Source organism: Amycolatopsis eburnea, assembly GCF_003937945.1.
GTDB classification, from domain to species: Bacteria; Actinomycetota; Actinomycetes; order Mycobacteriales; family Pseudonocardiaceae; genus Amycolatopsis; species Amycolatopsis eburnea.
In genome coordinates this window covers 433,033-457,697 of sequence record NZ_RSEC01000058.1, presented here as the reverse complement: position 1 = coordinate 457,697, position 24,665 = coordinate 433,033, and the positions used below count along the sequence as shown (strand labels likewise).

Genomic DNA, 24,665 nt, shown 5'->3' with positions numbered 1-24,665 from the left:
GGAGAACCGGTGGTTACCGGAGAAGGATTCTCGGTCGACCCGGCCGAGCTGCAGAAGTTCAGCCAGTTCCTGTCGGGCACCACGCAGCCGGCGGTGCAGGAGGCCGCGAACCGGATGCAGGCCGCGAACGGGTTCGACAACGCCGCGTTCGGCATCCTGCTCGCCCAGGTCCTCGCCGTGCCGTCGCGGGTCACGATGGCCGTGATCACCGGGGAGATCAACAACCTCGTCGGCGACATCGGGAAGTCCGCGGCCGACGTCAAGAAGGCCGCCGAGACGTACGCGACCCACGACTCGAACACGGCTCAGGGCTTGAGCACCTTCGAAACGGAGCTGGGCAAGTGACCGTCCCCATCACGTCGGCGAACTCCACCACGGGCGCCGGCGTCTTCGACAGCTGGAAGCAGGTCGGCGACTCGATCGGCAAGGTCCAGACCGAGCACGGCGGCGACCTCGCGGCCGTCAGCGTCGAACTGGGCATCAACGTCATCAGCGCCGTGCTCGACACCGTCGCGTTCGCGATGGACCCGCTCGCGAAGCTGATCGCGGCGGGGCTGGGCTGGCTGATCGAGCACGTCTCGTTCCTCAAGTGGCCGCTCGACCAGGTCGCGGGCAACCCGTCGGAAGTCACGAAGGTCGCCAACGAGCTGCACAAGATCGGCGAGTCGCTGCGCAACACCGGCACCGAGCTGGACGAGACGCTCAAGTCGACGATCACCCAGTGGCAGGGCAAGGGCTACGACAGCTTCCTCAAGTCGATCAACGACCGGAAGGGCTGGATCGACGCCAACGCCAAGGCGGCCGACGTCGCCGGCTACATGGTCGAGACCACCGGGGCGCTGATCGGCGCGGTCCGCGCGCTGCTGCGCGACATCATCACGACGATCCTCGGCGACATCATCTCCACGATGCTGATCGCGCTCGCGCTCGCCATCCCGACCTTCGGCGCGTCGATCGCCGTCGGCGTGACCAAGTGCGTCGCCACCGTCTCGGTGCAGGTCGCGGCGATGATGGCGAAGCTCGCCAAGGTCGTCGCCTACGCCGGCCGCACGCTGGCCCGGCTCACCGGGCTGTCGAAGCTGGTCAAGGGCAAGCCGGGTTCGTCCTCGAGCGCGGGCCACGAGCTGACGCCGGTGCCGCCACCGGGCACCGCGATCACCCACGACCGTCCCGGTGGCGGCGCCACCCCCAGCACGCGACCCCCGGGCGACGGCACGACCCCGAACTTCTCGCGGCCGCTGCCCCCGCCGGGCACGGCGATCACGCACGACGGTCCCGGTGGTGGCGCCACCCCGAGCACGCGTCCGCCCGGCGACGGCACCACGCCGAACTTCTCGCGGCCGCTGCCGAAGCCGCCCGAGCCGCCGAAGCCGACGCCGCCGAAGTCGCACCTGAGCGACCACGACATCTCTGTGATCAAGAAGCACGAGGACTGGCTCAAGACCAAGTTCGGCGACAGCTACCAGAAGATGAAGTTCGCCGACGACTGGATCAAGAAGAACCACCCGGACTACTACCCGATGCTCAAGGCGCTGTCCGACGCCAAGAGCTCGAAGAACTTCGTCGGCTGGGCGGGCAAGGACATCGTGCAGGTCGACCGCGGCCTCACCGACATCCAGATGCAGGCCGAAGCCGCGTGGGCCGAAGAGGACAAGAAGCAGCAGGAACAGCAGCAGCAGCAGTAGCGGTCACCAGCAGGTGTAGCCGGCCGGAACGTCATCGGCGTGGGGCTGGGCGTGGGCACGGTGACCGTGCTGGCCGGTGGCGACGGCTCGTCGAACTCCGAGCCGTCGTCGACCGGCGCGGCGGGCGAGCACCCCGCCGCCACTTCGCCGGCGACGCCCCGGGCGTTACGTCAGGCGACGCCGAGGTGCCGGGAGATCAGCATCTTCTGCACCTCGCTCGTCCCCTCACCGATCTCGAGGATCTTGGCGTCGCGGTAGAAGCGGCTGACCGGGAACTCGTTCATGAAGCCGTAGCCGCCGAAGATCTGGGTGGCGTCGCGCGCGTTGTCCATCGCCGCGTTCGACGCGACCAGCTTCGCGATCGACGCCTCCTTCTTGAACGGCTCGCCGCGCAGCATCTTCGACGCCGCCTGGTAGTACGCCAGGCGCGCGGTGTGCGTGCGGACCTCCATGTCGGCGATCTTGAACTGGATCGCCTGGTACTCCCCGATCCGCTTGCCGAACGCGACGCGGTCCTTCACGTACTTCAGGCACTCGTCGACGCAGCCCTGCGCCAGGCCGACGGACAGCGCGGCGATCGCGACGCGGCCTTCGTCCAAGATGGACAGGAACTGCGCGTACCCGCGGCCCCGCGTGCCGACCAGGTTCTCTACCGGCACCCGGACGTCCGAAAAGGACAGTTCGTGCGTGTCGGAGCAGTTCCAGCCGACCTTCGAGTACTTCGGCGCCACCTCGAAGCCCGGTGTGCCCGACGGGACGATGATCGCCGAGATCTCCTTGCGGCCGTTCTCCATCACGTCCGTCACCGCCGTGACCGTCACCAGCCGCGTGATGTCGGTGCCCGAGTTCGTGATGAACGCCTTGCTGCCGTTGATGACCCACTCGTCGCCGTCCTCGGTGGCGCGGGTGCGGGTCGCGCCCGCGTCCGAGCCGCCGCCCGGCTCGGTCAGGCCGAAGCCGCCCAGCGCCGTGCCGGCGCAGAGGTCGGGGAGCCACTTCTCCTTCTGCTCCTGGGTGCCGAACCGGAAGATCGGCATCGCGCCGAGCGACACCCCGGCCTCCAGGGTGATCGCGACCGACGAGTCGACCCGCGCCAGCTCCTCCAAAGCCAGGCACAGCGCGAAGTAGTCCCCGCCCATGCCGCCGAACTCCTCGGGGAACGGCAGGCCGAACAGGCCCATCTCGGCCATCTTCGCGACGATCTCGTACGGGAATTCTTCCTTCTCGTACAGCTCGCCGATCACCGGCGCGACTTCGGCGTGCGCGAAGTCCTCCACCGTCTTGCGGAGGGCTTCGTACTCCTCGTCCAGGCGGAAGTCGATCACTGCTGCTCCTCTTGGGGCGTCACTACGGCAAGGGTTTCGTCCAGCGCGACCTGTTGGCCGGCCCGGACGGGGAGTTCGCTGACCACGCCGTCGACCGGCGCGGTGACCGTGTGCTCCATCTTCATGGCTTCGACCACCAGCAACGGGGTCCCGGCCTTCACGACGTCACCGGCGGCGACCTTCACGACGAGCACCGTGCCCGGCATCGGGCTGGTGACCGGCCCGGCCCCGGCGGCCTCGCCACGCGACGAGAGCACGAACTCCTGCTCCCCGAAGGGAAAGCTCAGGCCGTCGCGGGCCAGCCAGACGGTCCGGTCGGGCCCGCAGGCCTGGCGGTAGCGGTGGAACCCGCCGTCGTGCCGGATCTCCAGGACGTCGCCGTCGCGCCGGGCCGAGACCTCGACCGGCTCCGCGTCGTCGACGAACACCGTCGCCGCGGCCGGCGTGCCCTGGACGCGGACCACCGCGCGGGCCGCGCCGGACTTCAGCCGGAACGTCACGCCGCCGGAGCCGCCCATCCGCCAGCCGTCCGGCACGTCCCACGGGTCCACTACGGACCCCGACGGCTGCAGTTCCAGGAACCGGTCCAAGGCGGCCGCGACGAAGAACTCCGCGGGCACGTCCGACGACACGAGGTCGGCCAGCCGGCGGTCGACCAGCTCGGTGTCGAGCCGCCCGGCGCGCACGTCGGCGTCGGCCAGCAGCCCGCGCAGGAACGCCGTGTTCGTGCCGACGCCCAGCAACGCCGTGTCCGCCAGCGCCAGGTCGAGCCGGTGCAGCGCCGCCGCGCGGTCCGGGCCCCACGCGATGACCTTGGCCAGCATCGGGTCGTAGTTCGAGCCGATCACCGCGCCGCGCGTCATCCACGAGTCGACGCGGACGCCGTCGCCGGCCGGTTCGTGCACCGCCAGCACCGTTCCGCCGGTCGGGATGAACCCGCGCGCCGGGTCCTCGGCGTACACGCGCGCTTCGACGGCGTGTCCATTGAGGACGACGTCTTCCTGCCTGACGGTCAGGTGTTCCCCCGCCGCGACCCGGACCTGCCACTCGACCAGGTCGAGGCCGGTGACCAGCTCGGTGACCGGGTGCTCCACCTGCAGCCGGGTGTTCATCTCCATGAAGAAGAACTCGTCCGGGTTGTGCGCCGACATGATGAACTCGACCGTGCCCGCCCCGACGTACCCCACCGACCGCGCGGCCTCGGCCGCGGCCGAGCCCATCTTCTCGCGGGTGGCCTCGTCGAGCAGCACCGACGGCGCTTCCTCGATGATCTTCTGGTGCCGCCGCTGCAGGCTGCACTCGCGCTCGCCGAGGTGGACGACGTTGCCGTGCCGGTCGGCCATGACCTGGATCTCGATGTGCCGCGGCGTGGTGACGAACCGCTCCATGAGCAGGGTGTCGTCACCGAACGAACCCTTGGCCTCGCGCCGCGCGGACTCGATCGCGGCGTCCAGTTCCCCGGGCGCGTGCACCAGTCGCATGCCCTTGCCGCCGCCACCGGCGGACGGCTTGAGCAGCAGCGGGTACCCCACGCGAGCCGCGGCTTCCGCGAACCCGCCCTCGGGGATGTCCACATCGGACGCGCCGGGCACGACCGGCACACCGGCCTTCGACACCGTCGCCTTGGCGCGGATCTTGTCGCCCATGGCGTCGATCGCCTCGACCGGCGGTCCGATGAACACCAGCCCGGCCGCCTCGCAGGCACGCGCGAACTCGGCGTTCTCCGCCAGGAAGCCGTATCCCGGGTGCACGGCCTGCGCGCCCGACGACACGGCGGCGGCCACGATGGCCGGGATGGACAGGTAGCTCTTCGAAGCTTCGGCGGGCCCGATGCGGACCGCGGTGTGCGCCTCGCGGACGTGCCGGGCCTCGGCGTCCGCGTCGCTGTACACCGCGACCGCGCGGATGCCGAGGTCCCGCAGCGTGCGGATGACGCGGACCGCGATCTCGCCCCGGTTCGCGACCAGTACTGAGTCGAACATCATCACATCCGGAAGACGCCGTAGTTGACATCGGAAAGGGGTGCGTTGGCCGCGGTCGAGAGCGCGAGCCCGAGCACCGTGCGGGTGTCCGCCGGGTCGATGACGCCGTCGTCCCACAGCCGCGCGGTGGAGTAGTACGGGCTGCCCTGGGCCTCGTACTGCTCGCGGATCGGGTCCTTGAACGCTTCTTCGTCCTCGGCGGACCATTCGCCGCCGCGCGCTTCGATCGCGTCGCGGCGGACCGTCGACAGCACCGACGCCGCCTGCTCACCGCCCATCACCGAGATCCGGGCGTTCGGCCACATCCACAGGAACCGCGGCGAGTACGCCCGGCCGCACATCGAGTAGTTCCCGGCGCCGAACGAGCCGCCGATAACGACTGTTAACTTCGGCACGCGCGCGCAGGCCACCGCGGTGACCATCTTCGCGCCGTGCTTGGCGATGCCGCCTGCCTCGTACGCGCGCCCGACCATGAACCCGGTGATGTTCTGCAGGAACAGCAGCGGGATCGAGCGCTTGTCGCACAGCTCGATGAAGTGCGCGCCCTTCATCGCGGACTCGGCGAACAGCACGCCGTTGTTCGCGACGATGCCCACCGGGTGGCCGTGGATCCGGGCGAACCCGGTGACCAAGGTGGCCCCGTACTCCTTCTTGAACTCGCCGAACCGGCTGCCGTCGACGATCCGCGCGATCACCTCCCTTACGTCGTAAGGGGTGCGCGGGTCGGTCGGGACCACGCCGTACAGCTCCGCCGGGTCGACCGCCGGCTCTTCGGTCGGCAGGACGTTCCACGGCCGCGGCGCGCGCGGGCCCAGCGTGGACACGATGGACCGGACGATCCGCAGCGCGTGCGCGTCGTCGTCGGCCAGGTGGTCGGTGACGCCGGACTGGCGCGAGTGGACGTCGCCGCCGCCGAGCTCCTCGGCCGTGACGACCTCGCCGGTCGCGGCCTTCACCAGCGGCGGGCCGCCGAGGAAGATCGTGCCCTGGTTCCGGACGATCACGGCCTCGTCGCTCATCGCCGGGACGTACGCGCCGCCCGCGGTGCACGAGCCGAGCACCGCGGCGATCTGCGGGATGCCGCGCGCGGACATCGTCGCCTGGTTGTAGAAGATGCGGCCGAAGTGCTCACGATCCGGGAAGACCTCGTCCTGCCTCGGCAGGAACGCGCCGCCGGAGTCCACCAGGTAGACGCACGGCAGGTTGTTGTGAAGGGCGACCTCCTGGGCGCGCAGGTGCTTCTTGACCGTCATCGGGTAGTACGTGCCGCCCTTGACGGTGGCGTCGTTCGCGACGACCACGCACTCGCGCCCCGAGACGCGCCCGACCCCGGTGATGATCCCGGCGGACGGCGCTTCGTCGTCGTACAGTCCGTTCGCCGCCAGCGGCGACAGCTCCAGGAACGGCGATCCCGGGTCCAGCAGCGTGTCGACGCGGTCGCGGGGCAGCAGCTTGCCGCGCTCGACGTGCCGCGTGCGCGCCTTCTCCGGACCGCCCAGCCGGGCGCTCCCCAAACGTTTGCGGAGGTCCTCGACCAGCTCCGCGTGCGATGTCGCGTTGCGGGCGTAGGCCTCGCTGTCCGGGGCAGCAGACGTCCCCAGTGCCGGCGTGTCCATGGGCTCCCTCGAAGTTAGCAGGCGTTAACCTCCGCTCCGATGTTAGCGACCGCTAACACGGGTGTCCAGTCGCCGGAATGCCGTGAAGGCCACCTTGCGGAAGTTGTGCTTCCGCAAGGTGGCCTTCACGAACTCGCGGGGAGATCAGCCGATCGCGGCGCGCAGCGGCGTGTAGTAACCGCCGGACTGTCCGGCCACGGTCGGGTGGTACGACTCGATCACCGGCCAGGTCAGGCTGTGCAGGTAGTCGTCGGCCGACGAGCAGATGTTGTGCCCGACGAACGACGGCCGGACGTCGACGAACGTCGCGCCCGCCGAGGACGCGCGCGACTGGATGACCGACGCCAGCGTGTCCGCGCCGGAGTTGATCGCCGTGCGCTTGGTGTCGCTCAGCCCGACCCAGCAGGAGCCGGGCACGGTGTAGAAGCGCGGGTAGGACAGGACGACGAGCTTCGCGCCCGGCGCCTTGGCCTTGATCGCGTTGTAGGTGTTGGTCAGCAACGCCGGCAGCGTGTTGTTGACGTAGGTCTTCGCCGTGTTGACGCGGTTGGTGCAGTCCGAGTCGCTGCCGAGCGTGCAGGTCTGGATCACGTCGCTGAAGCCGGCGTCGTTGCCGCCGACGGTGACGGTGACCAGGGTCGCGTTGGACGGGATGGAGTTCGCCTGGTTGATCACGTCGCCGGTCTTGGCGCCGGAGCAGGCCAGGAACGTGAACGAGGTGCCGCTGTGGGCGTTGGCCCACAGTTGCGGGTACGCCTTCGAGCTGCGGTAACAGCTCCCGGAACTGCCGTAGCTGCCGGCTCCGACCCCCGAGGAGTAGGAGTCGCCGACCGCGGCGTACACGGTCCCGGCGGCCTGGGCGAGGCCCGTCACGCCGAGAGAAGCAAGGACAACGGCCCCCAGGGCCGTGCTCAACCGTAGAAGGGATCGCCGTAACTTACGGGTGGGAACAGCCATGGGTCACTCCTTTGTGACAGGGCCAGCCCGAATAGGACAGCAGGTGGAGGCTCCACAAGGAACCCCTAGTTACCCGTAGGTAACCCACTCGGCCCACGTCGGAAGGATGGAACGGGTGTTAGCGGTCGCTAACCTCGGGCCTTAATATGGCCAGATGCCGGCCAACTCCACCCCGCTCGTGAACGGCGAGAAGGCGAACAGACGCGAACAGATCATGTCCGCGGCCGCCGAGCTGTTCGCCCACCACGGCTTCCACGGCGTGGGCATCGACGACATCGGGGCCGCGGTCGGCATCTCCGGCCCGGCGCTCTACCGGCACTTCCGCAGCAAGGACGCGATCCTCGGCGAGATGCTGCACTCGATCAGCCGCTACCTGCTCGACGGCGGCACGAAGTGGGCGGCCCGGCCCGGCACGCCGGACGACACGCTGGCCGGGCTCGTGGCGTTCCACGTCGGCTTCGCGCTCACGCACCCGGCGCTGATCACCGTGCAGGAGCGCAACCTCGCGAACCTCACCGACGCCGACCGCAAGCAGGTGCGCGCGCTGCAGCGCCAGTACGTCGAGGTGTGGGTCCGCGCGATCCGGGAAGCCATGCCGGGGCTGGGAGAACGGCAGGCGCGCTCGGCGGCACACGCCGTGTTCGGCTTGATCAACTCGACCCCGTACAACCGCCATCTCGGTGACAGCGAACTCGCCGAACTGCTCGCGCGGCTCGCGCTGGGTGCCCTTCGCGCGGTGGGATGACCGTCCCGGATCAAGGTATCCCCACAACCGGCGCGGCTGGTGTTTGATGGGGCACGTGGAAGCGGACTGGAACGAGCAAAAGCTCGTCGAGAAGGCACAGCGCGCACTGACCGCGCTGAGCCTCGGCGACGACGCGGAAGCCCTCGTCGAGGTCGCGCCGACGGCCGCCGAGCCGCAGGCCCGCGCGGACGAGACCAAGGCGCTGATGCTGCTGCTGTTCGGCGAGTGCAGCACGATGGTCGCCACCCTCGGCGACGGCGGCAGCGCGCCGGTCAAGGTCCAGGTCTTCGACGAGGACGGCGAAGAGGTCTCGATCGACCAGGCCGATCCGCCGGTCCGGACGGCCGTGCGCACGCTGCTGGCGGAGGTGCACGGCAACACGGAGGCGGCGCAGGAGCAGGTGGAGATCGCACTGGCCAACGCGGCGCCGGACGAGGTCGACAGCCTCGTGCTGCAGGCGCTGCGCTGGACGATCCGGCTGTCGGTGGAGTGCCTGGACCGCGACCTGCCGGTGGCTCCCTGGATCTCGGAAGCGGTGTCGGACTAGGGGCCCCTACGCCGGCCGCAGCGACCGCACGATCGGGGCGAGGTAGAGCTCCGCGAGCCGGCGGCGCTGGACGTCGTCGTCGACCGGCAGGACCGTGTCCGGCGTCAGCACCAGCGACACCACGATGCGGATCAGCAGCTCGGCCATCCCGTCGATGTCCTCGGCGGGCAGGCTGAGCCGCCCGGCGGCGATCTCCGCGTGGAAGTGCGCCGCGATCCGGGCACGCGCGGCCGCGAACAGGCCGCCGGCCTGGACCGTCAGGTGCGGCAGGATCAGCTCCGGCTCGGTGCGCAGCAGCCGGTTGAGCAGCCGGTGGCCGCGCAGGTACCCCAGGGAGAAGCTCAACCCCTCGATGAGCTTCTCCTCCGGGGTGGCCTGCGCCTCGACGACGGCGTCGACCTTCGTCAGGAACCGCTTCATCTCCCGCAGGATCAGCGCGCCCAGCAGCTGGTCCTTCTTCGGGAAGTACCGGTAGATCGTCACCCGCGACAGCCCGACGCGGCGCGCGACGTCGTCGACGGTGAACCGGCGCAGACCGAAGTCCTCGGCCTGGGTGAGCGCCGCGCCCATGATCCGTTCGGAGGTCTCGTCGCCGGGCAGTTCGGCTTCGAGCGCGTGCTTCAGGAGGTCGCGCATGCCCCGACTTTACATCTTGACGGAGATTGTTTCATGCGTTCTAGTGTTACACGACACAGGGAGGCCAGCATGGGTGACCGCGAAGCCACCGCCGAACGGCTGCTCCGCTCGAGCGCCCGGCTCTCCTACGACCCGGACGTCGACGTCCACTGGGACGCGCCGCTCGACGAGGACCGGTTCTTCATCCCCGAAAAGCTCGTCTCGCTCTACGGCACGCCGGTGTGGGACGCGCTCAGCCGCGCGCAGCGGATCGAGCTGTCGCGCCAGGAACTGGTGAACACCGTCAGCGTCGGGATCTGGTTCGAGCTGATCCTCATGCAGATGCTGCTGCGCGCGTCCTACCACCAGGACCCGACGACCCGGCACGTGCACTACGCGCTGACCGAGGTCGCCGACGAATGCCGGCACTCCACGATGTTCGCCCGGCTGATCGAGCACGTCGACGGGCGGCCGTACCGCAACAACCGCTGGCTGCAGCGGTCCGCGCAGGCGCTGCCGTCGATCCTGCACGGCCCGGCGATGTGGGTGGCGACGCTGATCGGGGAAGAGATCTTCGACGCGCTGCAGCGCGAGCACCTCGACGACGAAACGGTGCAGCCGGTGGTGCGCGCGGTGATGCGGATCCACGTGACCGAGGAGGCCCGGCACGTCCGGTACGCGCGGGACGACCTGGTCCGCTCGCTGGCCGCGGCGCCCTGGTGGCGCAAGGAGTTCGCCCGGGTGGTGGTCGCGATCGGCGCGCTGCTGATGTCACGGCTGCTGTCCCGGCCGCGGCAGTACCTGCGCGCGGGGATCGACCCCGGCGTCGCGGTGGCCGCCGCGCGGACGAGCCCGCACCGGCGGGCGACGCTGGCCTTCGGGGCCCGGAAGCTCGTCCGGTTCCTCCAGGAGAACGACCTGATCGGCGGCCCGAGCGCGGTGCTGTGGCGCCGCGCGGGGATGCTCTAGACGAAGGGAAAGCCATGGCGCTCAAGGACTTGCTCGCCGCGGGCACCGGCAGGCTCGCCGACCGCATCGCCACCGCGGGCGACGAGGCCGGCGACCGCGCGGACGACGTCGCCTGGCGGGTGGCCAAGCTGTCCGACCGCGCCGCGGAACGGCTCGGCGACTACGCGGCCCAGACGTCCCGGCGGGTCGCGGACACCTTGGTGCGCCTGGGAGAGCGGGTGACTACCCCAGCAGCGCCTTCACCAGGGAAGCGATCTGACCGGACTCGATGAGGAACGAATCGTGGCCGTACGGTGACGAAACCACCGACGGCTCCGCGGTTCCCGGTATCCCGGAAGCGATTTCCGCCGACTGGTACAGCGGGTAGAGCCGGTCGCTGTCGACACCGCCGATGACCGCGCGGGCCGTCACCCGGCTCAGCGCGCCCGCCACCCCACCGCGGTCACGGCCGACGTCGTGGGTGTTCATCGACTCCGTGAGCACGACGTAGCTGTTCGCGTCGAAGCGGCGCACCAGCTTGTCGGCGTGGTGGTCCAAATAGGACTCGACGGCGAACCGCCCGCCGCGCAACGGGTCCTCGTCGCCCTGGTGGGTCCGGCCGAACCGCTGGGCCAGCTCCGGCTCGCTGCGGTAGGTGACGTGCGCGATCCGGCGCGCGATGCCGAGCCCGGCCACCGGCCCGGCGGGCGCCGAGTAGTAGTCGCCGCCGTGGAAGTGCGGGTCGCTGCGGATCGCGTGCAGCTGCGGGGCCGCCCAGGCGATCTGCTCGGCCGACGCGCGCGCGGTGGAAGCCAGCACCAGCACCGAAGCCACCCGCCCGGGCAGCGAAACCGCCCATTCGAGCGCGCGCATCCCGCCCATGGAGCCGCCGACGACGGCCGCCCAGCGGTCGATGCCCAGGTGGTCGGCCAGCACCGCCTCCGCCGCCACCTGGTCCCGCACCGTCACGACCGGGAACCGGCTGCCCCACGGCCTGCCGTCGAAGTCCGACGACGGGCCGGTGGAACCCTGGCAGCCGCCCAGCACGTTCGGCACCACGACGAAGTATTCGTCGGTGTCCAAAGCCTTCCCCGGCCCGATCAGCGCGTCCCACCAGCCCGCGTTCGGGTGCCCGGGCTCGACCGGGCCGGCCGCGTGGCTGTCGCCGGTCAGCGCGTGCTCGACGAGAACAGCGTTGGAGGCACTGGAGTTCAGCGTCCCCCACGTCTCGTACGCGAGCGTGAAGGACGGCAGCACGCCACCGGCCTCCAGCGCGAGCGCGCCGGGGCCGGTGACGAACTGACGGCGGCCTGGCGGATCACCGATCCGCCAGGCCCCGGTGACGGGGTCAACCGTCACAGTTCCGCCTTGGCCGCCCGGAATCCGGCCTCCAGGTCTGCCTTGAGGTCCTCGATCCCCTCCAGCCCGACGGCGAGCCGGACCAGGCCGGGCGTGACGCCGCTGGAGAGCTGCTCTTCCGGGCTGAGCTGGCTGTGGGTGGTCGACGCCGGGTGCACGATCAGGCTGCGGACGTCGCCGATGTTCACCAGCTGGCTGTGCAGTTCGGTGCCGTCGACGAACTTGCGGCCCGCCTCGACGCCACCGCGCAGGTCGAACGACAGGACCGCGCCCGCACCGCGCGGCAGGTACTTCTGCGCGGCGGAGTAGAACGGGCTGGACGGCAGGCCGGCGTAGTACACCTTCTCGACCTCGTCGCGCTGCTCCAGCCACTCGGCCAGCGCCTGCGCGTTCGAGACGTGCCGCTCGAGGCGCAGCGACAGCGTCTCGATGCCCTGCAGGATCAGGAAGCTGTTCAATGGCGAGATCGCCGCGCCGGTGTCGCGCAGGATCTGGACGCGCGCCTTGGCCGCGTACGCACCCGGGCCGAGCGCCTCCCAGTACTTGAGGCCGTGGTAGCTCGGGTCCGGCTCGGTGAAGCCGGGGAACTTCTCCGGGTTCTTGCCGAAGTCGAAGGTGCCGCCGTCGACCAGGACGCCGGCCACCGTCGTGCCGTGGCCGCCGAGGTACTTCGTCGCGGAGTGCACGACGACGTCGGCGCCGTGCTCGATCGGGCGCAGCAGGTACGGCGTCGGCACCGTGTTGTCGACGACGAGCGGGACGCCGGCCTCGTGCGCGACGTCGGCGACGCCCCGGATGTCGAGGACGTTGCTGCCCGGGTTGGCCAGCGTCTCGGCGAAGAACAGCTTCGTGTTCGGCCGGACGGCGGCGCGCCACTGCTCCAGGTCGTCCTGGTCGTCGATGAAGGTGACCTCGACGCCGAGCTTCGGCAGCGTGTAGTGGAAGAGGTTGTAGGTGCCGCCGTAGAGCGACGGGCTGGAGACGAAGTGGTCGCCCGCGCCCGCGAGGTTGAGGATCGCCGCCGTGGTCGCGGCCGAGCCGGACGCGAACGCCAGCGCCGCGACACCGCCTTCGAGCGCCGCGAGCCGCTGCTCCAGCACGTCCTGGGTCGGGTTCATGATCCGCGTGTAGATGTTGCCGGGCTCGGCGAGGCTGAACAGGTCGGCGCCGTGCTGGCTGTCGCGGAAGACGTACGACGTCGTCTGGTAGATCGGGGTCGCCCGCGCGCCGGTCGCCGGGTCCGGCGCGGCGCCCGCGTGGATCTGCTTGGTCTCGAAGGACCACGCCGAGGTGTCGTCCGCGCTCATCGGTTTCTCCTTGCGGCTCAATGGCTTCCGGGGGACTGCCAGCCCGAAGCTACTTGGGCCGAACGGAGCACCCAACCGTTCCCACGCCCTGGGAGTACCACCGGCTTGGCAAACTAATATCTCTGTGGCTAAGATACTTGGACAGGGAGATTCACAGGCATGGAGGTAGTCATGACGGAACGGGTGCAAGTGCTGGTCGTGGGGGCCGGGCTGGGCGGGCTGTCGGCGTCACTGTTCCTCGCGCAGGCCGGAGTGGACGTGCTGACCGTCGAACGGCACGCCGGGACGTCGGTCCACTCGCGGGCCGCGGGGCAGAACTGGCGCACGATGGAGCTGTTCCACTGGGCGGGCATCGACCGCGAAGTGCTGGCGGTGAGCCAGCGCGCGTCGCAGGGGCTGCGGATCACCGTCGCGACCAGCCTGGCCGGCCGCGTGCTGCACCGCATCATCGAGGACGGCAGCGAGTTCGACGTCTCGGCGTCGACCACGCTGCCCGCCGGGATGGCCGGGCAGGACGTCGTCGAGCCGATCCTGCTGGCGCACGCGGAGAAGGCGGGCGCACGGGTCCGCTTCCGCACGGAACTGGTCGAACTGGCACCGGACGGCGACGGCGTCACCGCGACGCTGCGGCACCGCGATTCGGGCGAGGAGACGGTGGTGCGCGCGGACTACGTCGTCGCGGCGGACGGCGGCCGCAGCGGCGTCCGGGCCCGGCTCGGCATCGGGACCACCGGGATGGACGCGCTGAGCCACTGCCTCGGCGTGGTGTTCGACGCCGACCTCGGCGACCGCGTGCAGGCCGGGGTGACCGACCTGTTCTACCTGCAGCACCCCGAATTCACGGCCGGGCTGGTCAACACCGACACGCCGGACCGGTACGTCTTCGCGCCGGACTACTTCCCGGAGAAGGGCGAAAGCCCGGCGGACTTCACCCCGGAGCGGCTGGTCGCGATGATCCGCACCGCCACCGACCTGCCCGATCTCGAACCGGAAATCGTCTGGACCGGCTCCTGGGAGGTCGCCGCGCGGCTGGCCGACCGGTTCCGCGACGGGCGGGTCTTCCTGGTCGGCGACGCGGCGAAGGTGACGCCGCCGACCGGCGGGATGGGCGGCAACACAGCGGTGGGCGACGCCGCGGACATCGCGTGGAAGCTCGCCGCGGTGCTGCGCGGCGAAGCGGGTCCGGCGCTGCTCGACACCTACGAAGCCGAGCGCCGGCCGATCGCGCGGATGGTCATCGACACGTCGCTGCACAACATGAAGCAGCGCATGCACCCCGGCCTCGACGTTTCCGGGATCACCCCGGCGGAGGACCCGCTGGGCATCCTCCTCGGCTTCCGCTACCGCTCGACGGCCGTCCTGTCCGAGGAGCCGGACGACGGCGCGCGCGTCGAGGACGTGCACGCGCCGACCGGGCGGCCCGGGTTCCGGGCGCCGGGCCTGGAGTCCACTTTGGACCTGCTGGGCCGGTCGTGGGTGCTGCTCTGCGCGGGTGACGCCGCGGCGTGGACCCCGGCCGCGGCGGCCGCCGGCATCGACTGCCACGCCGTCGAGGACGCCGTGTTCGCTTCGCGCTACGGCCTTTCGCGGGGCGGGGCGTCGCTCGTGCGGCCGGACGGGATCGTGGCGTGGCGGGCCCCGGAGCCCGTCGAGGACCCGGGAGCCGAACTGCAGCGCGTGCTCGACGCGGTGCTGTCGCGTTAGCCGCCGTTAACCCGCGGCCGGCCGGTGGGCGACGCCGGCGAAGTGCTCGTGCAGTTCCCGCACGTGCTGAGCCCAGAACGCCTGGCGGCCGCCGCGGGTGCGCGGCACCGCCAGGCCCTTCCGGCTCGCGAGCCGGTAGAAGCCGGGTCCGGCGTCGTCCGCGCCGAGGTTGCGGACGAGCGCGCCGAGCAGCCGGCCGCCCGACTCCGCGTACGCCGCCTCGGAGATGCGGTCGAGCAGGTACGCCATGCTCGCGCGGCCGGCACCGGTCGTGAAGTCGAACCCGGCGACGCCCGTGGCGCGCACGAGCGCGGCCGCGAATTCGCCGTACGACGTGGTCCGGTCCGCCACCGCCCTGGCGATCAGGATCGTCCGCCCGGCCGCGATCATCTTTTTCCATTCCGCCACGTCACGTCCGTACAAGCCGATCACCTCACGCTTTCCCGAGCCGTCTCCGCGGACAGGCGCGAGAGAATGCCACAAGATCAAGCGGCGCTTCCACCGGGGTATGCCGTTGTGCCGCAAGGAGATTCACTGCCGGACGGACAGTTCTTTTCGGCCACCCGACGGTCGCGACAGGAATTTTCGGCTGTCTTTCGGTCCGCCATTTCCGGAAACAGCCAGGAGCGCGGTGAGCGAAATGCGAGCGCGGAGACGTGTTCCGGTGGAGCGCTGACCCCCTGAACGCCTGCCGGCTCACCGCCTGCCGAGCACCCAGTGGAACCGCGCCGGCCCTTCCGGTTCCTGGATCGTCACCGGCTCGTCCACCTCGAGCGTGAAGCCCGCGGCTTCGAGTAAACGCCGGTTAACCGCAGGCGCGTGGCTGCTGAAGAACATCGGCGTGCCCAGCCAGTCTGCTTCGACTCCGTTCGCTTCGCTGCAGCCGAGCGCGGCCAGGAACCAGCCGCCGGGGCGCAGCCAGCCGGCGATCCGCGCGAAGAGCGCGCCCTGTTCCTCGCGAGGCACGTGCAGCACGGAGTAGAACGCCGTGACCGCGTCGAAGCTGCCGTCGGGAAAGGACACCGCGGTCATGTCGCCCTTCTCGAACCGTCCACCGGGGACGTTGCGCCGCGCCAGTTCGAGCTGCGTCGCGGAGAGGTCGACGCCGACGACGTCGTGGCGTTCGGCCAGCACCGCCGTGCAGGGGACACCGGCGCCGCACCCGAGGTCCAGCACGCGGGAGCCGTCGGGGAGCCGGCCGGTCAGCTCGCCCAGGAAGCGCATCCGCGGGTCGTCTTCGATGCGGGCGCTCCACTCCAGGTACCGCTCCGCCGAGCTGTCGTAGCCGGATTCGACGATCCGCCGGGCTTCGCTCACCTCGTCGACCCTACCGAGCCGTCCACCGGTTTCTCGGCCAGAATGATCCCGTGGTCTCGGTGCGCAGCGTGGTCGACCGGGTGGGGCCGACGCTGCTCCACGCGCTCCAGGTGCCCGACGACTCCCCCGCGGTCGCCGACGTCGTCATCGCCGAGCCCGGCGGCGCGGTCACGCTGTCGGCCGGGGACCTTGTGCTCGGCGTCGCCACGACCGGTCCCGAAGACGCCGCAGAACTGGTGCGGCAGAGCGCCGCGCAGGGCGCCGCCGCCGTGCTGCTCAAGCCGCCGTTCGCTGCGAAGCCGCCGGTGAAGCGGGCCGCGAAGGCGAGCGGGATCGCGCTGGTGCAGGTGCACGCGGCGACGTCGTGGGCGCAGCTCGTCTGGCTGTTGCGGACGGTCCTGGACGCCCTCGCCGACGAGTCCGAAGACCTCGACCCCGGCTCCGGCGACCTCTTCCGGCTCGCCGACGCGGTCGCGTCCGTCGTGGACGCGCCGGTGACCATCGAGGACACCAACTCGCGCGTGCTCGCCTACTCCGCGCGCCAGGACCTCACCGACCCCGCGCGCGTCGCCACGATCATGGGCCGCCGCATCCCCGACGACGTCCTCGCGCGGTTCCGCTCGCGCGGGGTGTTCCGCGAGCTGTCCCGCGGCCGGCAGACGATCTTCGTCCCGGCGCAGCGCGACGGCACGCTGCCGCGGCTGATCGTGCCGATCCGGATGGGCGGCGAGCTGCTCGGGTCGATGTGGGCGGTGGTCGCCGGGCCGGTGTCCGACGAGCGCGCGGCCGCGTTCGCCGACGCCGCCCCGGTCGTCGCGCTGCACCTGCTGCGGCGCCGCGCGCACACCGACGCGCAGCGCCGCGCGTCCGCGGAACTGCTGCGCGGGGTGCTCGAAGGCCGGGCGAACCCGCGCAAGGCGATGGCGGAGCTGGACCTGTCCGACGAGCCGCACCGCGTGGTCGTCATCGAGGTCACCGGCGGCGACGGGCGCGACGCCGAAGGCCTGCGGCTCGCCCTGCTCGAACGGATCTCCCAGGGCATCGGCAGCCGTCCGGTGGCGACCGAGCTGGGCGGGCTGCTCTACGCCGTGGTCCCGGACCGGCCGGGCCCCGGCGGCTGGGCGGAACTGCGCCAGGCTCTCGTCGCGACGGGACCGTCTCGTCGCACCGGTGCTCCGCGCGCCGCGGCGGGCGCGCCCGGCGAGATCGGCGACCTCTCGGCGTCGCGGGACCAGGCCGACGAAGCCCTCGGCCTACTGCGCGCGGAGCTGCTCCGCGAGCGCGTGATCACGTTCGACGAAGCCTGGACGGCGTTGACGCTGCACCGCGGCGCGACGGCGGCGGCCGGGGCGAAGGTCGCCGAACTCGGCCCGCTGGGCGCCCTGCGCGCGCACGACGAGACGGGCAAGGCCGGCTACGTCGAGACGCTCTACGAATGGCTGCGCCACCCCGGCGACCCGCGCGCGGCGGCGCGGGAGCTGCGGATCCACCCGAACACCCTGCGGTACCGGATGCGGAAGCTCCTGGAGCTGGTCCCGCTGGACCTCGACGACCCCGACGTCCGGCTGGCGCTGCTCATCCAGCTGGTGGCACTGCGCTGGAGCTGATTGCGCCGTTCGGCCCAGTACCCGACGCATGCGTTGCTCCGCATGGATCGCGCCGATCGTCCGGATTGTGTTTTCCAGCCGAAAGGTGGTGGATTCGGGTGATCGCTTGACGCACTTTTCTCTGCATCACCCGGGGTCGCCGGGTCGTCGCAGAGGAGTGTCCATGAGCAGTTCGGAGCGGTTGCGCAGGGCCGTCAAGCTGGGCGCGGTGTCCGCGCTCTCCCTGGTCGCCCTGGTCGTCCCGGGCACCACCACCGGCAGCGCGGTCGCGGCGCCGTCCGCCGACTGCTTCACGCCCACGCACGCCGCGGACCGCAGCAAGGACGGCCACGCCGACAGCCTGTCCCCGGCGGAAGCGGCCCGCGTCGAGGCGGACATGCAGAGCAAGCTCGCGGGCAAGCGCACGTCGTTCAAGGCCGCGGCGGCCGTCTCGATCCCGGTGTACTTCCACGTGATCACGAGCGGTTCGACCGGCAACCTGCCGTCGTCGACGATCACCAAGCAGATCTCGGTGCTGAACAGCGCGTACGCTTCGAGCGGCTTCAGCTTCTCGCTCGTGAGCACCGACTACACGAACAACTCCACCTGGTACAACGGCATCACCGACGGCACGTCCGCCGAGCGCAACATGAAGAACGCGCTGCGCAAGGGCGGCAAGAACGCGCTGAACATCTACACCGCCAACCTCGGCGACGACCTCCTCGGCTGGGCGACGTTCCCCTGGAACTACAACTCCCAGCCCAAGATGGACGGCGTGGTCATCCTCGACGAGTCCCTCCCGGGCCGCTCGGCGACGAACTACAACGAGGGCGACACGGCCACCCACGAGGTCGGCCACTGGATGGGCCTCTACCACACGTTCCAGGGCGGCTGCTCCGGTTCGGGCGACTACGTCTCCGACACCCCGGCCGAGGCGACGGCGACGTCCGGGTGCCCGACGAACAAGGACACCTGCACGTCGACGGGCAAGGACCCGGTGCACAACTTCATGGACTACAGCTACGACGGGTGCATGTACGAATTCACCGCGGGCCAGGGCACGCGGATGAACAGCTCCTGGTCCGCTTACCGCGGCTGACGTTCGGTTGCCGAGGGGCACCTTCATGGCTTTGCGTCCACGAGGGTGCCCCTCAGCCGGCGAAGTCACGGCGGCTTCGACTTTCGCGGCCTGCACGCCGCTCTCGCCGCCGAACTGTCCACAACCCCCGGCCGATGTGGACAACTCGGCCGCGCAGCCCGCGAAACCGCCGGACTGTCAGGGCCCGGCGATAGACTGAGCGGGGCTCGTCCCCCAGGGAAGGGTGGGGCGCGGTGATCGGGTTGCGGCGGCCGGAAAACCGGGGAACGCCAGCTGCCGGGCGGGGAACAGCTCGCTCACGCGACCAGCAACGTCTTTCCCACCGTGGTCCGGGATTCGATCGCCGCGTGCGCGTCCGCGGCCTTCTCCAGCGGGAAGCGCTGGCCGATCACCGGCACCAGCCGTCCCGCCGCCGCCTCCGCCAGTGCCGACTCCGTGAACGCGCGCAGCTCCGCCGCGCCGCCGATCGAGCGCACCAGCGAGACTCCGCGCGCCTCGGCGTCCTCTTCGGACACTTCCGCCCACGAGCCGCTCGCCAGGCCGTAGACCGCCATTCGGCCGCCTCGGCGCAGCAGGCCGAACGCGGCCGCGCCGATCGCGCCGCCCACGCCGTCGAAGACCACGTCGACCTCGCCCACCGATGCCGTCCAGTCCGGGGACAGGTAGTCGACGACGGCGTCGGCGCCGCGGACCCGGGACACCTTCGCCGGGCCGCCCGCCGCGCCGGTCACGGATGCTCCCGCCGCCTTCGCCAGCTGGACCAGCAGGCCGCCGACGCCGCCCGCCGCCGCCTCGACCAGGACTCGATCGCCCGGGCGCACCCTGGTGGCATGCACCAAGCCGGTCGCGGTGCGGCCGTCCGCGAGGACCGCCACCGCCGCGTCGAGTTCCAGGGACGGCGGGACCGCGAACACCGCGGCCGCGTCCACCGCGACGCGCTGGGCGTAGCCGCCGGAGCCGCCGGTCGACGTCACCACCCGCTGGCCGGCCAGTCCCGGGTCCACCCCTTCGCCGACCGCGCTGATCACCCCGCCGACGCCGTTGCCGGGGATCAGCGGCGGCTCCGCCCGGAACGGCCCGGGCGCGCCCGCCCGGAACTGCGTCTCGACGAACGTGGTGTTCGCGAAGGCCACTTCCACCAGCACCTGACCGGGCCCGGGGACGGGATCCGGCGCGTCCCCCGGGACGAGCACCTCCGGGCCGCCGAACTCGCGCAACCAAACAGCTCTCATGCGCCCACGGTGCAACTTCAAGTGAAGTCGAAGTCAACGGTGTTGTCCGCCGAGCACCACGAAAGCCGCGAAGAAATGTCCGCATAGCACGATGACACCGCCGTCCGGGTGGCTCACCGTGAGTGGCAACACCGCACCGATTTTCGACGCAGACCGACCCAGGAGGCCGACCGTGCGTATCGCCGTTCCCCGTGAGATCAAGAAGCACGAGTACCGGGTCGCGCTGACCCCGGCCGGCGTGCACGAGCTGGTCGGGCGCGGGCACGACGTCTTCGTCGAGACCGGCGCGGGCACCGGGTCGTCCATCGCCGACGAGGAGTACGTCGCCGCCGGCGCGAAGATCCTCGCCACCGCCGAGGAGACCTGGGCCGAGGGCGAGCTCGTCCTCAAGGTCAAGGAGCCGATCGCCGAGGAGTACCCGCGACTGCGCGCCGACCAGGTCCTCTTCACCTACCTGCACATCGCCGCCGACCGGCCGCTGACCGACGCGCTGCTGGCCGCCGGCACCACCGCGATCGCCTACGAGACGGTGCAGACCGCCAACGGCGCCCTCCCGCTGCTCGCCCCGATGTCCGAGGTCGCGGGCCGGCTGGCCCCGCAGGTCGGCGCGTTCTCGCTGATGAAGCCCAGCGGCGGGCGCGGTGTCCTGCCCGGCGGCATCCCCGGCGTGCACCCGGCGCGCGTCGTAGTCATCGGCGGCGGCGTGGCCGGCCTCAACGCCGCCCGCGTCGCGCTGGGCCTCGGCTCGGACGTCGAGATCCTGGACACCAACGTCGACCGCCTCCGCCAGATCGACAACGACTTCGGCGGCCGCATCCGCACGGTGACGTCGAACCGCCTGTCGGTCGAGGAGTCCGTGCTGCAGGCCGACCTGGTCATCGGCGCGGTGCTGGTCCCGGGTGCGAAGGCGCCGAAGCTGGTCTCGAACGACCTCGTGTCCCGGATGAAGGCCGGCAGCGTGCTCGTCGACATCGCGATCGACCAGGGCGGCTGCTTCGCCGACTCGCGCCCGACCACGCACGACGACCCGACTTACACCGTGCACGAGTCCGTCTTCTACTGCGTCGCGAACATGCCGGGCGCGGTGCCCCGCACGTCGACCTACGGCCTCACCAACGTCACGCTGCCTTACGCTGTACAGCTGGCCGAGCACGGCTGGAAGGCCGCGCTGCAGGCCGACGCCGCGCTCGCGAAGGGCCTCAACACGCACGCCGGCGCGCTGACCAACGGCCCGGTCGCGGTGGCCCACGACCTGGTGCACACGCCGCTGGACACCGTCCTCGCCTGACCTATCCCACCCGAGCGGGTCCCTGTCGTTCCACGGCAGGGGCCCGCTCCCCTTTTCGCAGCAGCCGGCGCCCGTACGCGATGGCCGGCAGCTCGACCCACTTCCGCAGACCGCACGCGAAGAGCAGCGCGACGGCGGAAGTCGCGACCGCTTTGCCCAGCCCGGTCGGGAACAGCAGCCCGGTCACGCCCGCCGCGCCCGTCTGGGCCAGGTAGAGCGCGTAGGACCGGTCACCGATGAACGTCAGCACCCGGCTCGAAAGCACGCGCCGGACCGGGCCCGCGGACACCACCGCGACGAGCAGAAGCGCCGCCCCCACCGCGTAGACCGGGACAACGAACTGCCAGTTCCCGCCGAACGCCCGTCCCAGCGGCTTGACCGACAGCTGCAGCGCGCCGAACCCGAGCGCCACCAGCACCGCCGCGGCCGGGCTGGTCAACGGGCACAGCACCGCGAACCCGCGCGGGTGGTGCAGCGCCAGCGCGAGCACGCAGCCGACGACCAGCGAGCCGTAGTGCACGGACAGGCTCGCCCACTGGTGCGCGGGCGCGAGCGGCAGGACGCCGAGCACGAACCCGACCGCGCCGGCGCCGATCAGCAGGCGCAGCGCGGTCTTGCCGGTCTTCGCGAACGACGTCAGCACGAGCAGCGCGGGCCAGGCGAGGTAGAACTTCTCCTCCACGCCCAGCGACCACGACGTCGGGTACGGCGTGTTGAAGTCGACGACCTCGTTCAGGAAGGTCAGGTAGTACGGCATCGCGTCGGCGAGCCGGCTGCTCCCGTACGTCCCGGCGAGCGTCACCGCCAGCGCCGTCAGGCCGAGCAGGAGGAAGTACACCGGCAGGATCCGGAAAACCCGGCGGACGGAGAAGTCCCGCAACGAAATCCGGCCCGTGCGGTCCTCTTCGCGCAACGCCAGCGTCGTGATGAGGAAGCCGGACAGCACGAAGAACAGCTGGACGGCGATCCAGCCCTGCAGCCGGTCGACCACCGGGCCGCCGTAGTGGAAGAACACGACGGCCAGCGCCGCGAGCGCGCGCAGGCCGGTCAGGCCGGGGAACCACGACGCCGACCGGTACGCGGCGTGGTCGAGGGGCCGCCAAGAGATGATCATGACGGCAGCGTCGATCTCGCACGCTGAACCGAGCCTGAAGCCGGCTTAAGACGTCTTCAGCTCCGGGAGGCGGACGACGAACCGGCTCCCGGCTTCGACCTCGGCCGTGCCGCCGTGAGCCCGCGCGATGTCCGCGACGATCGCCAGGCCCAGGCCTGACCCGCCGTCGTCGCGGGCGCGGGCGTCGTCGAGGCGGACGAACCGGTCGAACACGCGCCGGCGGTCCGCCTCGGGGACGCCGGGGCCGTCGTCGGTGACCGCCAGCACCGCCCATCCGTCCACAGCGGACACCTCGACGACGACCCGGGACACGGCGTGCCGCCGCGCGTTGTCGACGAGGTTGCGCAGGAGCCGTTCGAGCCGCGACCGCTGCCCGCGCACCACCGGTGCCCCGCGCACCTCGACCTCGGCGCGCCCGGCCGCGACGGCTTCGGCCACTTCGGACAGCGGCACGGGTTCGAGGCGGTCGGGGCCGGCGTGGTCGAGCTTGCCGAGCAGCACGAGGTCGGCGACGAGGTCCTGCAGCCGGGTGACGTCGAGCAGCGCGTTCTCGCAGGCGTGCCGCCAGTCGAGCCGGTCCGGGTGCGCGAGCAGGACTTCGAGCTGCGCCCGCAGCGACGCGAGCGGAGTGCGCAGCTCGTGCGAGGCGTCGGAGGTGAAGCGGCTCTGCCGCGTGACGGCTTCGTCGAGCCGGGCGAGCATGTCGTTCATCGTCCCGGCCAGCCGCGCGATCTCGTCACCGCTGCGCGGGGCGGGCACCCGGCGGCCGAGGTCGTGCGCGCCGATCTCGGCGACCTCGCCGCGGATGGCCTCGACCGGCCGCAGCGACCGCCGCACGGCGAGCCAGGCGATGACGCCGATGAGCACCGCGACCGCGGGAACCCCGAACGTGAGCACGGTCCGGACCGAGTCGACAGCCGCCTGCCCCTCGGGATCGAGCTGCGCACCGGCGTAGACCTGATACCTGCTGTCACCACTGGTGGCGTGCACGACGTGCAGCGTCAGATCGTCATCGAGCCCACGCAGCTCGGGAGCACACCCCACCGACCGGACGTCGGCGCGGTCGAACTCGTACGGCCGCAAGGTGACGTCGGTGTCGTACACTGTAAGGCTGCCTCCGCGCAGCACCGGACAGGACGCAACGGACGCGCCCGCGCGGTCGACGACCTCGTAGATCGAATCCCGCACCAGCAGCGTCAAGTCGCCAGGCGCGGCACCGGTGTTCAGCAGCTGGACGATCGCGTCGGCGTGGGCGTCGGCGAGCTGGGCGGCGGTATTCCGGAGGCGGCTTTCCGCCTGGAGCACGAACCACACGGCGACCGCCCCGAGCGCCACGGCCGAGGCGGCGAAAGCCGTAACCGCGACACGGAAGCGGGTCGAGCGGAAGAACCTAGGCACCCGCGCTCACCACGTGGTACCCAGCCCCACGAACAGTCCGGATGGTCTCGGCACCGAGCTTGCGCCGCAAGGCGCTGACGTGCACCTCGACGAGGTTGGCAGTAGCAGACGAAGCGAAGTCCCACAGGTTGTCGAGCAACTCGGCCTTGCCCACCACCTGCCCCGGCCGCTGCATGAGGTAGGCGAGCAGCGCGAACTCCTTGGTGGTGAGCGCAACGTCGACCCCACCCCGCCGACAGGTCCGCCCAGCCTGATCGAGCTCGAGGTCCCCCAACCGCAGCACCCCCGGCCGGGTAGCACCACCCCGCCGGATAAGCGCCCGCAACCGCGACAACAGCACCCCGTAGGAGAACGGCTTGGGCAGGAAGTCGTCGGCCCCGGTATCGAGCGCCTCGATCTCGTCATCCTCCCCGTCCTTGGCGGTGAGCATGAGAATCGGCGTACTGTCCCCCCGCTCCCGCAGCCGCCGGCAGACGCGATACCCGTTCAACCCGGGCAACATGATGTCCAGCACGATCGCGGCATAGGGATGTTCCCCCGCCAGCCAAAGCGCGTCCCGCCCGTTGTGCGCGACATCAACGGCATACCCCTCAGCACCCAACCCGGCCCGCAGCGCCTCGGCCAGCCGCCGCTCATCCTCGACGAGCAAGATCCGCATCGCGCAACGATGCCACACAACAAGCCCCACCAACCCACCCGACGGGACCACCAGGGAACCACGCGGAACCGGCACAGACGGCACCCACGGGACCACCCCAAGACCACGCTGGGACCGGCGCGCGCCGCACCGTGGGGGCTCCGGGGGCTCGGCCCCCGGGCAAGAGGACAAAGTCGAGCGAAG

At 71.1% G+C, this 24,665-nt stretch carries 23 protein-coding genes; 10 read left to right on the top strand and 13 right to left on the bottom strand.

Features of this window, described 5'->3' with window-relative positions:
- Positions 1–9 precede the first annotated feature (9 nt).
- Complete coding sequence (locus tag EIY87_RS27545; RefSeq protein WP_125312766.1) at positions 10–345, top strand: hypothetical protein; 336 nt, start codon at positions 10–12, stop codon at positions 343–345.
- The gene (locus EIY87_RS27540; RefSeq protein WP_125312765.1) at positions 342–1,685 is read left to right on the top strand and encodes a hypothetical protein; all 1,344 of its coding nucleotides are present in this window, start codon (positions 342–344) and stop codon (positions 1,683–1,685) included. Before EIY87_RS27545 ends, EIY87_RS27540 begins: the two co-directional genes overlap by 4 nt.
- A 170-nt stretch (positions 1,686–1,855) precedes the next feature.
- On the opposite strand, the gene EIY87_RS27535 is transcribed toward EIY87_RS27540, so the two are convergent.
- The 4 genes from EIY87_RS27535 to EIY87_RS27520 all read right to left on the bottom strand — a co-directional run bounded on the left by EIY87_RS27535 (position 1,856) and on the right by EIY87_RS27520 (position 7,523).
- On the bottom strand, positions 1,856–3,010 hold the full coding sequence (locus EIY87_RS27535) for an acyl-CoA dehydrogenase family protein (RefSeq protein WP_125312764.1): 1,155 nt from the start codon (positions 3,008–3,010) through the stop codon (positions 1,856–1,858).
- A complete protein-coding gene (locus EIY87_RS27530; RefSeq protein WP_125312763.1) occupies positions 3,007–4,992 on the bottom strand; it encodes an acetyl-CoA carboxylase biotin carboxylase subunit in 1,986 nt (661 codons plus the stop codon). Before EIY87_RS27530 ends, EIY87_RS27535 begins: the two co-directional genes overlap by 4 nt.
- Before the next feature lie 2 nt (positions 4,993–4,994).
- Complete coding sequence (locus EIY87_RS27525) at positions 4,995–6,608, bottom strand: carboxyl transferase domain-containing protein (RefSeq protein ID WP_125312762.1); 1,614 nt, start codon at positions 6,606–6,608, stop codon at positions 4,995–4,997.
- A gap of 144 nt (positions 6,609–6,752) precedes the next feature.
- Positions 6,753–7,523 carry an SGNH/GDSL hydrolase family protein gene (locus EIY87_RS27520; RefSeq protein WP_125312761.1) on the bottom strand — a complete coding sequence of 257 codons (771 nt, stop codon included), beginning with the start codon at positions 7,521–7,523 and terminating at the stop codon, positions 6,753–6,755.
- 196 nt (positions 7,524–7,719) lie between these two features.
- Between EIY87_RS27520 and EIY87_RS27515 the strand changes: the two genes are divergently transcribed.
- Both EIY87_RS27515 and EIY87_RS27510 read left to right on the top strand, forming a co-directional pair.
- Positions 7,720–8,310: an SACE_7040 family transcriptional regulator gene (locus tag EIY87_RS27515; protein ID WP_191984288.1), complete on the top strand. Its 591-nt coding sequence runs from the start codon at positions 7,720–7,722 to the stop codon at positions 8,308–8,310.
- A 46-nt stretch (positions 8,311–8,356) separates the two neighbouring features.
- Positions 8,357–8,857 carry a hypothetical protein gene (locus tag EIY87_RS27510; protein ID WP_086862767.1) on the top strand — a complete coding sequence of 167 codons (501 nt, stop codon included), beginning with the start codon at positions 8,357–8,359 and terminating at the stop codon, positions 8,855–8,857.
- Positions 8,858–8,863: 6 nt separating this feature from the next.
- Here EIY87_RS27510 and EIY87_RS27505 read toward each other — a convergent pair whose 3' ends face one another.
- On the bottom strand, positions 8,864–9,493 hold the full coding sequence (locus EIY87_RS27505; RefSeq protein WP_125312760.1) for a TetR/AcrR family transcriptional regulator: 630 nt from the start codon (positions 9,491–9,493) through the stop codon (positions 8,864–8,866).
- A 69-nt stretch (positions 9,494–9,562) separates the two neighbouring features.
- Here EIY87_RS27505 and EIY87_RS27500 point away from each other — a divergent pair, with 69 nt between their 5' ends.
- Both EIY87_RS27500 and EIY87_RS27495 read left to right on the top strand, forming a co-directional pair.
- Positions 9,563–10,441 (top strand): AurF N-oxygenase family protein, encoded by an 879-nt coding sequence (locus EIY87_RS27500; protein WP_125312759.1) that lies wholly within the window; start codon positions 9,563–9,565, stop codon positions 10,439–10,441.
- 14 nt (positions 10,442–10,455) lie between these two features.
- The gene (locus EIY87_RS27495) at positions 10,456–10,713 is read left to right on the top strand and encodes a hypothetical protein (RefSeq protein WP_125312758.1); all 258 of its coding nucleotides are present in this window, start codon (positions 10,456–10,458) and stop codon (positions 10,711–10,713) included.
- Here the strand turns inward: EIY87_RS27495 and metX are convergent.
- On the bottom strand, positions 10,664–11,779 hold the full coding sequence (gene metX / locus EIY87_RS27490; protein WP_125312757.1) for a homoserine O-acetyltransferase MetX: 1,116 nt from the start codon (positions 11,777–11,779) through the stop codon (positions 10,664–10,666). The genes EIY87_RS27495 and metX overlap by 50 nt on opposite strands.
- Positions 11,776–13,086: a bifunctional o-acetylhomoserine/o-acetylserine sulfhydrylase gene (locus EIY87_RS27485; RefSeq protein WP_125312756.1), complete on the bottom strand. Its 1,311-nt coding sequence runs from the start codon at positions 13,084–13,086 to the stop codon at positions 11,776–11,778. Before EIY87_RS27485 ends, metX begins: the two co-directional genes overlap by 4 nt.
- A 171-nt stretch (positions 13,087–13,257) precedes the next feature.
- On the opposite strand from EIY87_RS27485, the gene rdmE reads away from it, so the two are divergent.
- On the top strand, positions 13,258–14,790 hold the full coding sequence (gene rdmE, locus EIY87_RS27480; protein WP_125312755.1) for an aklavinone 12-hydroxylase RdmE: 1,533 nt from the start codon (positions 13,258–13,260) through the stop codon (positions 14,788–14,790).
- Positions 14,791–14,796: 6 nt separating this feature from the next.
- Here rdmE and EIY87_RS27475 read toward each other — a convergent pair whose 3' ends face one another.
- Positions 14,797–15,198: a hypothetical protein gene (locus EIY87_RS27475; RefSeq protein ID WP_225440063.1), complete on the bottom strand. Its 402-nt coding sequence runs from the start codon at positions 15,196–15,198 to the stop codon at positions 14,797–14,799.
- Positions 15,199–15,486: 288 nt separating this feature from the next.
- Complete coding sequence (locus EIY87_RS27470) at positions 15,487–16,107, bottom strand: class I SAM-dependent methyltransferase (RefSeq protein ID WP_125312754.1); 621 nt, start codon at positions 16,105–16,107, stop codon at positions 15,487–15,489.
- A gap of 50 nt (positions 16,108–16,157) precedes the next feature.
- Between EIY87_RS27470 and EIY87_RS27465 the strand changes: the two genes are divergently transcribed.
- Both EIY87_RS27465 and EIY87_RS27460 read left to right on the top strand, forming a co-directional pair.
- The gene (locus tag EIY87_RS27465; RefSeq protein ID WP_125312753.1) at positions 16,158–17,714 is read left to right on the top strand and encodes a PucR family transcriptional regulator; all 1,557 of its coding nucleotides are present in this window, start codon (positions 16,158–16,160) and stop codon (positions 17,712–17,714) included.
- Between the two features lie 163 nt (positions 17,715–17,877).
- Positions 17,878–18,792, top strand: a complete 915-nt coding sequence (locus EIY87_RS27460; RefSeq protein ID WP_125312752.1) for a zinc metalloprotease — start codon at positions 17,878–17,880, stop codon at positions 18,790–18,792.
- Between the two features lie 296 nt (positions 18,793–19,088).
- Here EIY87_RS27460 and EIY87_RS27455 read toward each other — a convergent pair whose 3' ends face one another.
- Positions 19,089–20,024, bottom strand: coding sequence for a zinc-binding dehydrogenase (locus tag EIY87_RS27455; RefSeq protein ID WP_125312751.1), 936 nt, complete (start codon positions 20,022–20,024; stop codon positions 19,089–19,091).
- 172 nt (positions 20,025–20,196) lie between these two features.
- On the opposite strand from EIY87_RS27455, the gene ald reads away from it, so the two are divergent.
- Complete coding sequence (gene ald / locus EIY87_RS27450) at positions 20,197–21,312, top strand: alanine dehydrogenase (protein WP_125312750.1); 1,116 nt, start codon at positions 20,197–20,199, stop codon at positions 21,310–21,312.
- Position 21,313: 1 nt separating this feature from the next.
- On the opposite strand, the gene EIY87_RS27445 is transcribed toward ald, so the two are convergent.
- From EIY87_RS27445 to EIY87_RS27435, 3 genes are read right to left on the bottom strand one after another with little or no spacing between them, the layout of a single operon-like run.
- Entirely contained in the window at positions 21,314–22,426 is a 1,113-nt protein-coding gene (locus tag EIY87_RS27445) for an acyltransferase family protein (RefSeq protein WP_125312749.1), read from the bottom strand.
- A gap of 45 nt (positions 22,427–22,471) precedes the next feature.
- Positions 22,472–23,824, bottom strand: coding sequence for a sensor histidine kinase (locus EIY87_RS27440; RefSeq protein WP_125312748.1), 1,353 nt, complete (start codon positions 23,822–23,824; stop codon positions 22,472–22,474).
- The gene (locus tag EIY87_RS27435) at positions 23,817–24,482 is read right to left on the bottom strand and encodes a response regulator transcription factor (protein ID WP_125312747.1); all 666 of its coding nucleotides are present in this window, start codon (positions 24,480–24,482) and stop codon (positions 23,817–23,819) included. The genes EIY87_RS27440 and EIY87_RS27435 overlap by 8 nt, the downstream gene beginning before the upstream one ends.
- Between the last annotated feature and the right edge of the window lie 183 nt (positions 24,483–24,665).

Coding starts and splice junctions, on each gene's coding strand:
- EIY87_RS27530 (WP_125312763.1), bottom strand. CDS start 4,992: ATGTTCGACTCAGTACTGGTCGCGAACCGGGGCGAGATCGCGGTCCGC.
- EIY87_RS27525 (WP_125312762.1), bottom strand. CDS start 6,608: ATGGACACGCCGGCACTGGGGACGTCTGCTGCCCCGGACAGCGAGGCC.
- EIY87_RS27515 (WP_191984288.1), top strand. CDS start 7,720: ATGCCGGCCAACTCCACCCCGCTCGTGAACGGCGAGAAGGCGAACAGA.
- EIY87_RS27510 (WP_086862767.1), top strand. CDS start 8,357: ATGGGGCACGTGGAAGCGGACTGGAACGAGCAAAAGCTCGTCGAGAAG.
- EIY87_RS27505 (WP_125312760.1), bottom strand. CDS start 9,493: ATGCGCGACCTCCTGAAGCACGCGCTCGAAGCCGAACTGCCCGGCGAC.
- EIY87_RS27500 (WP_125312759.1), top strand. CDS start 9,563: ATGGGTGACCGCGAAGCCACCGCCGAACGGCTGCTCCGCTCGAGCGCC.
- EIY87_RS27495 (WP_125312758.1), top strand. CDS start 10,456: ATGGCGCTCAAGGACTTGCTCGCCGCGGGCACCGGCAGGCTCGCCGAC.
- EIY87_RS27485 (WP_125312756.1), bottom strand. CDS start 13,086: ATGAGCGCGGACGACACCTCGGCGTGGTCCTTCGAGACCAAGCAGATC.
- rdmE (WP_125312755.1), top strand. CDS start 13,258: ATGACGGAACGGGTGCAAGTGCTGGTCGTGGGGGCCGGGCTGGGCGGG.
- EIY87_RS27460 (WP_125312752.1), top strand. CDS start 17,878: ATGAGCAGTTCGGAGCGGTTGCGCAGGGCCGTCAAGCTGGGCGCGGTG.
- EIY87_RS27455 (WP_125312751.1), bottom strand. CDS start 20,024: ATGAGAGCTGTTTGGTTGCGCGAGTTCGGCGGCCCGGAGGTGCTCGTC.
- EIY87_RS27445 (WP_125312749.1), bottom strand. CDS start 22,426: ATGATCATCTCTTGGCGGCCCCTCGACCACGCCGCGTACCGGTCGGCG.
- EIY87_RS27435 (WP_125312747.1), bottom strand. CDS start 24,482: ATGCGGATCTTGCTCGTCGAGGATGAGCGGCGGCTGGCCGAGGCGCTG.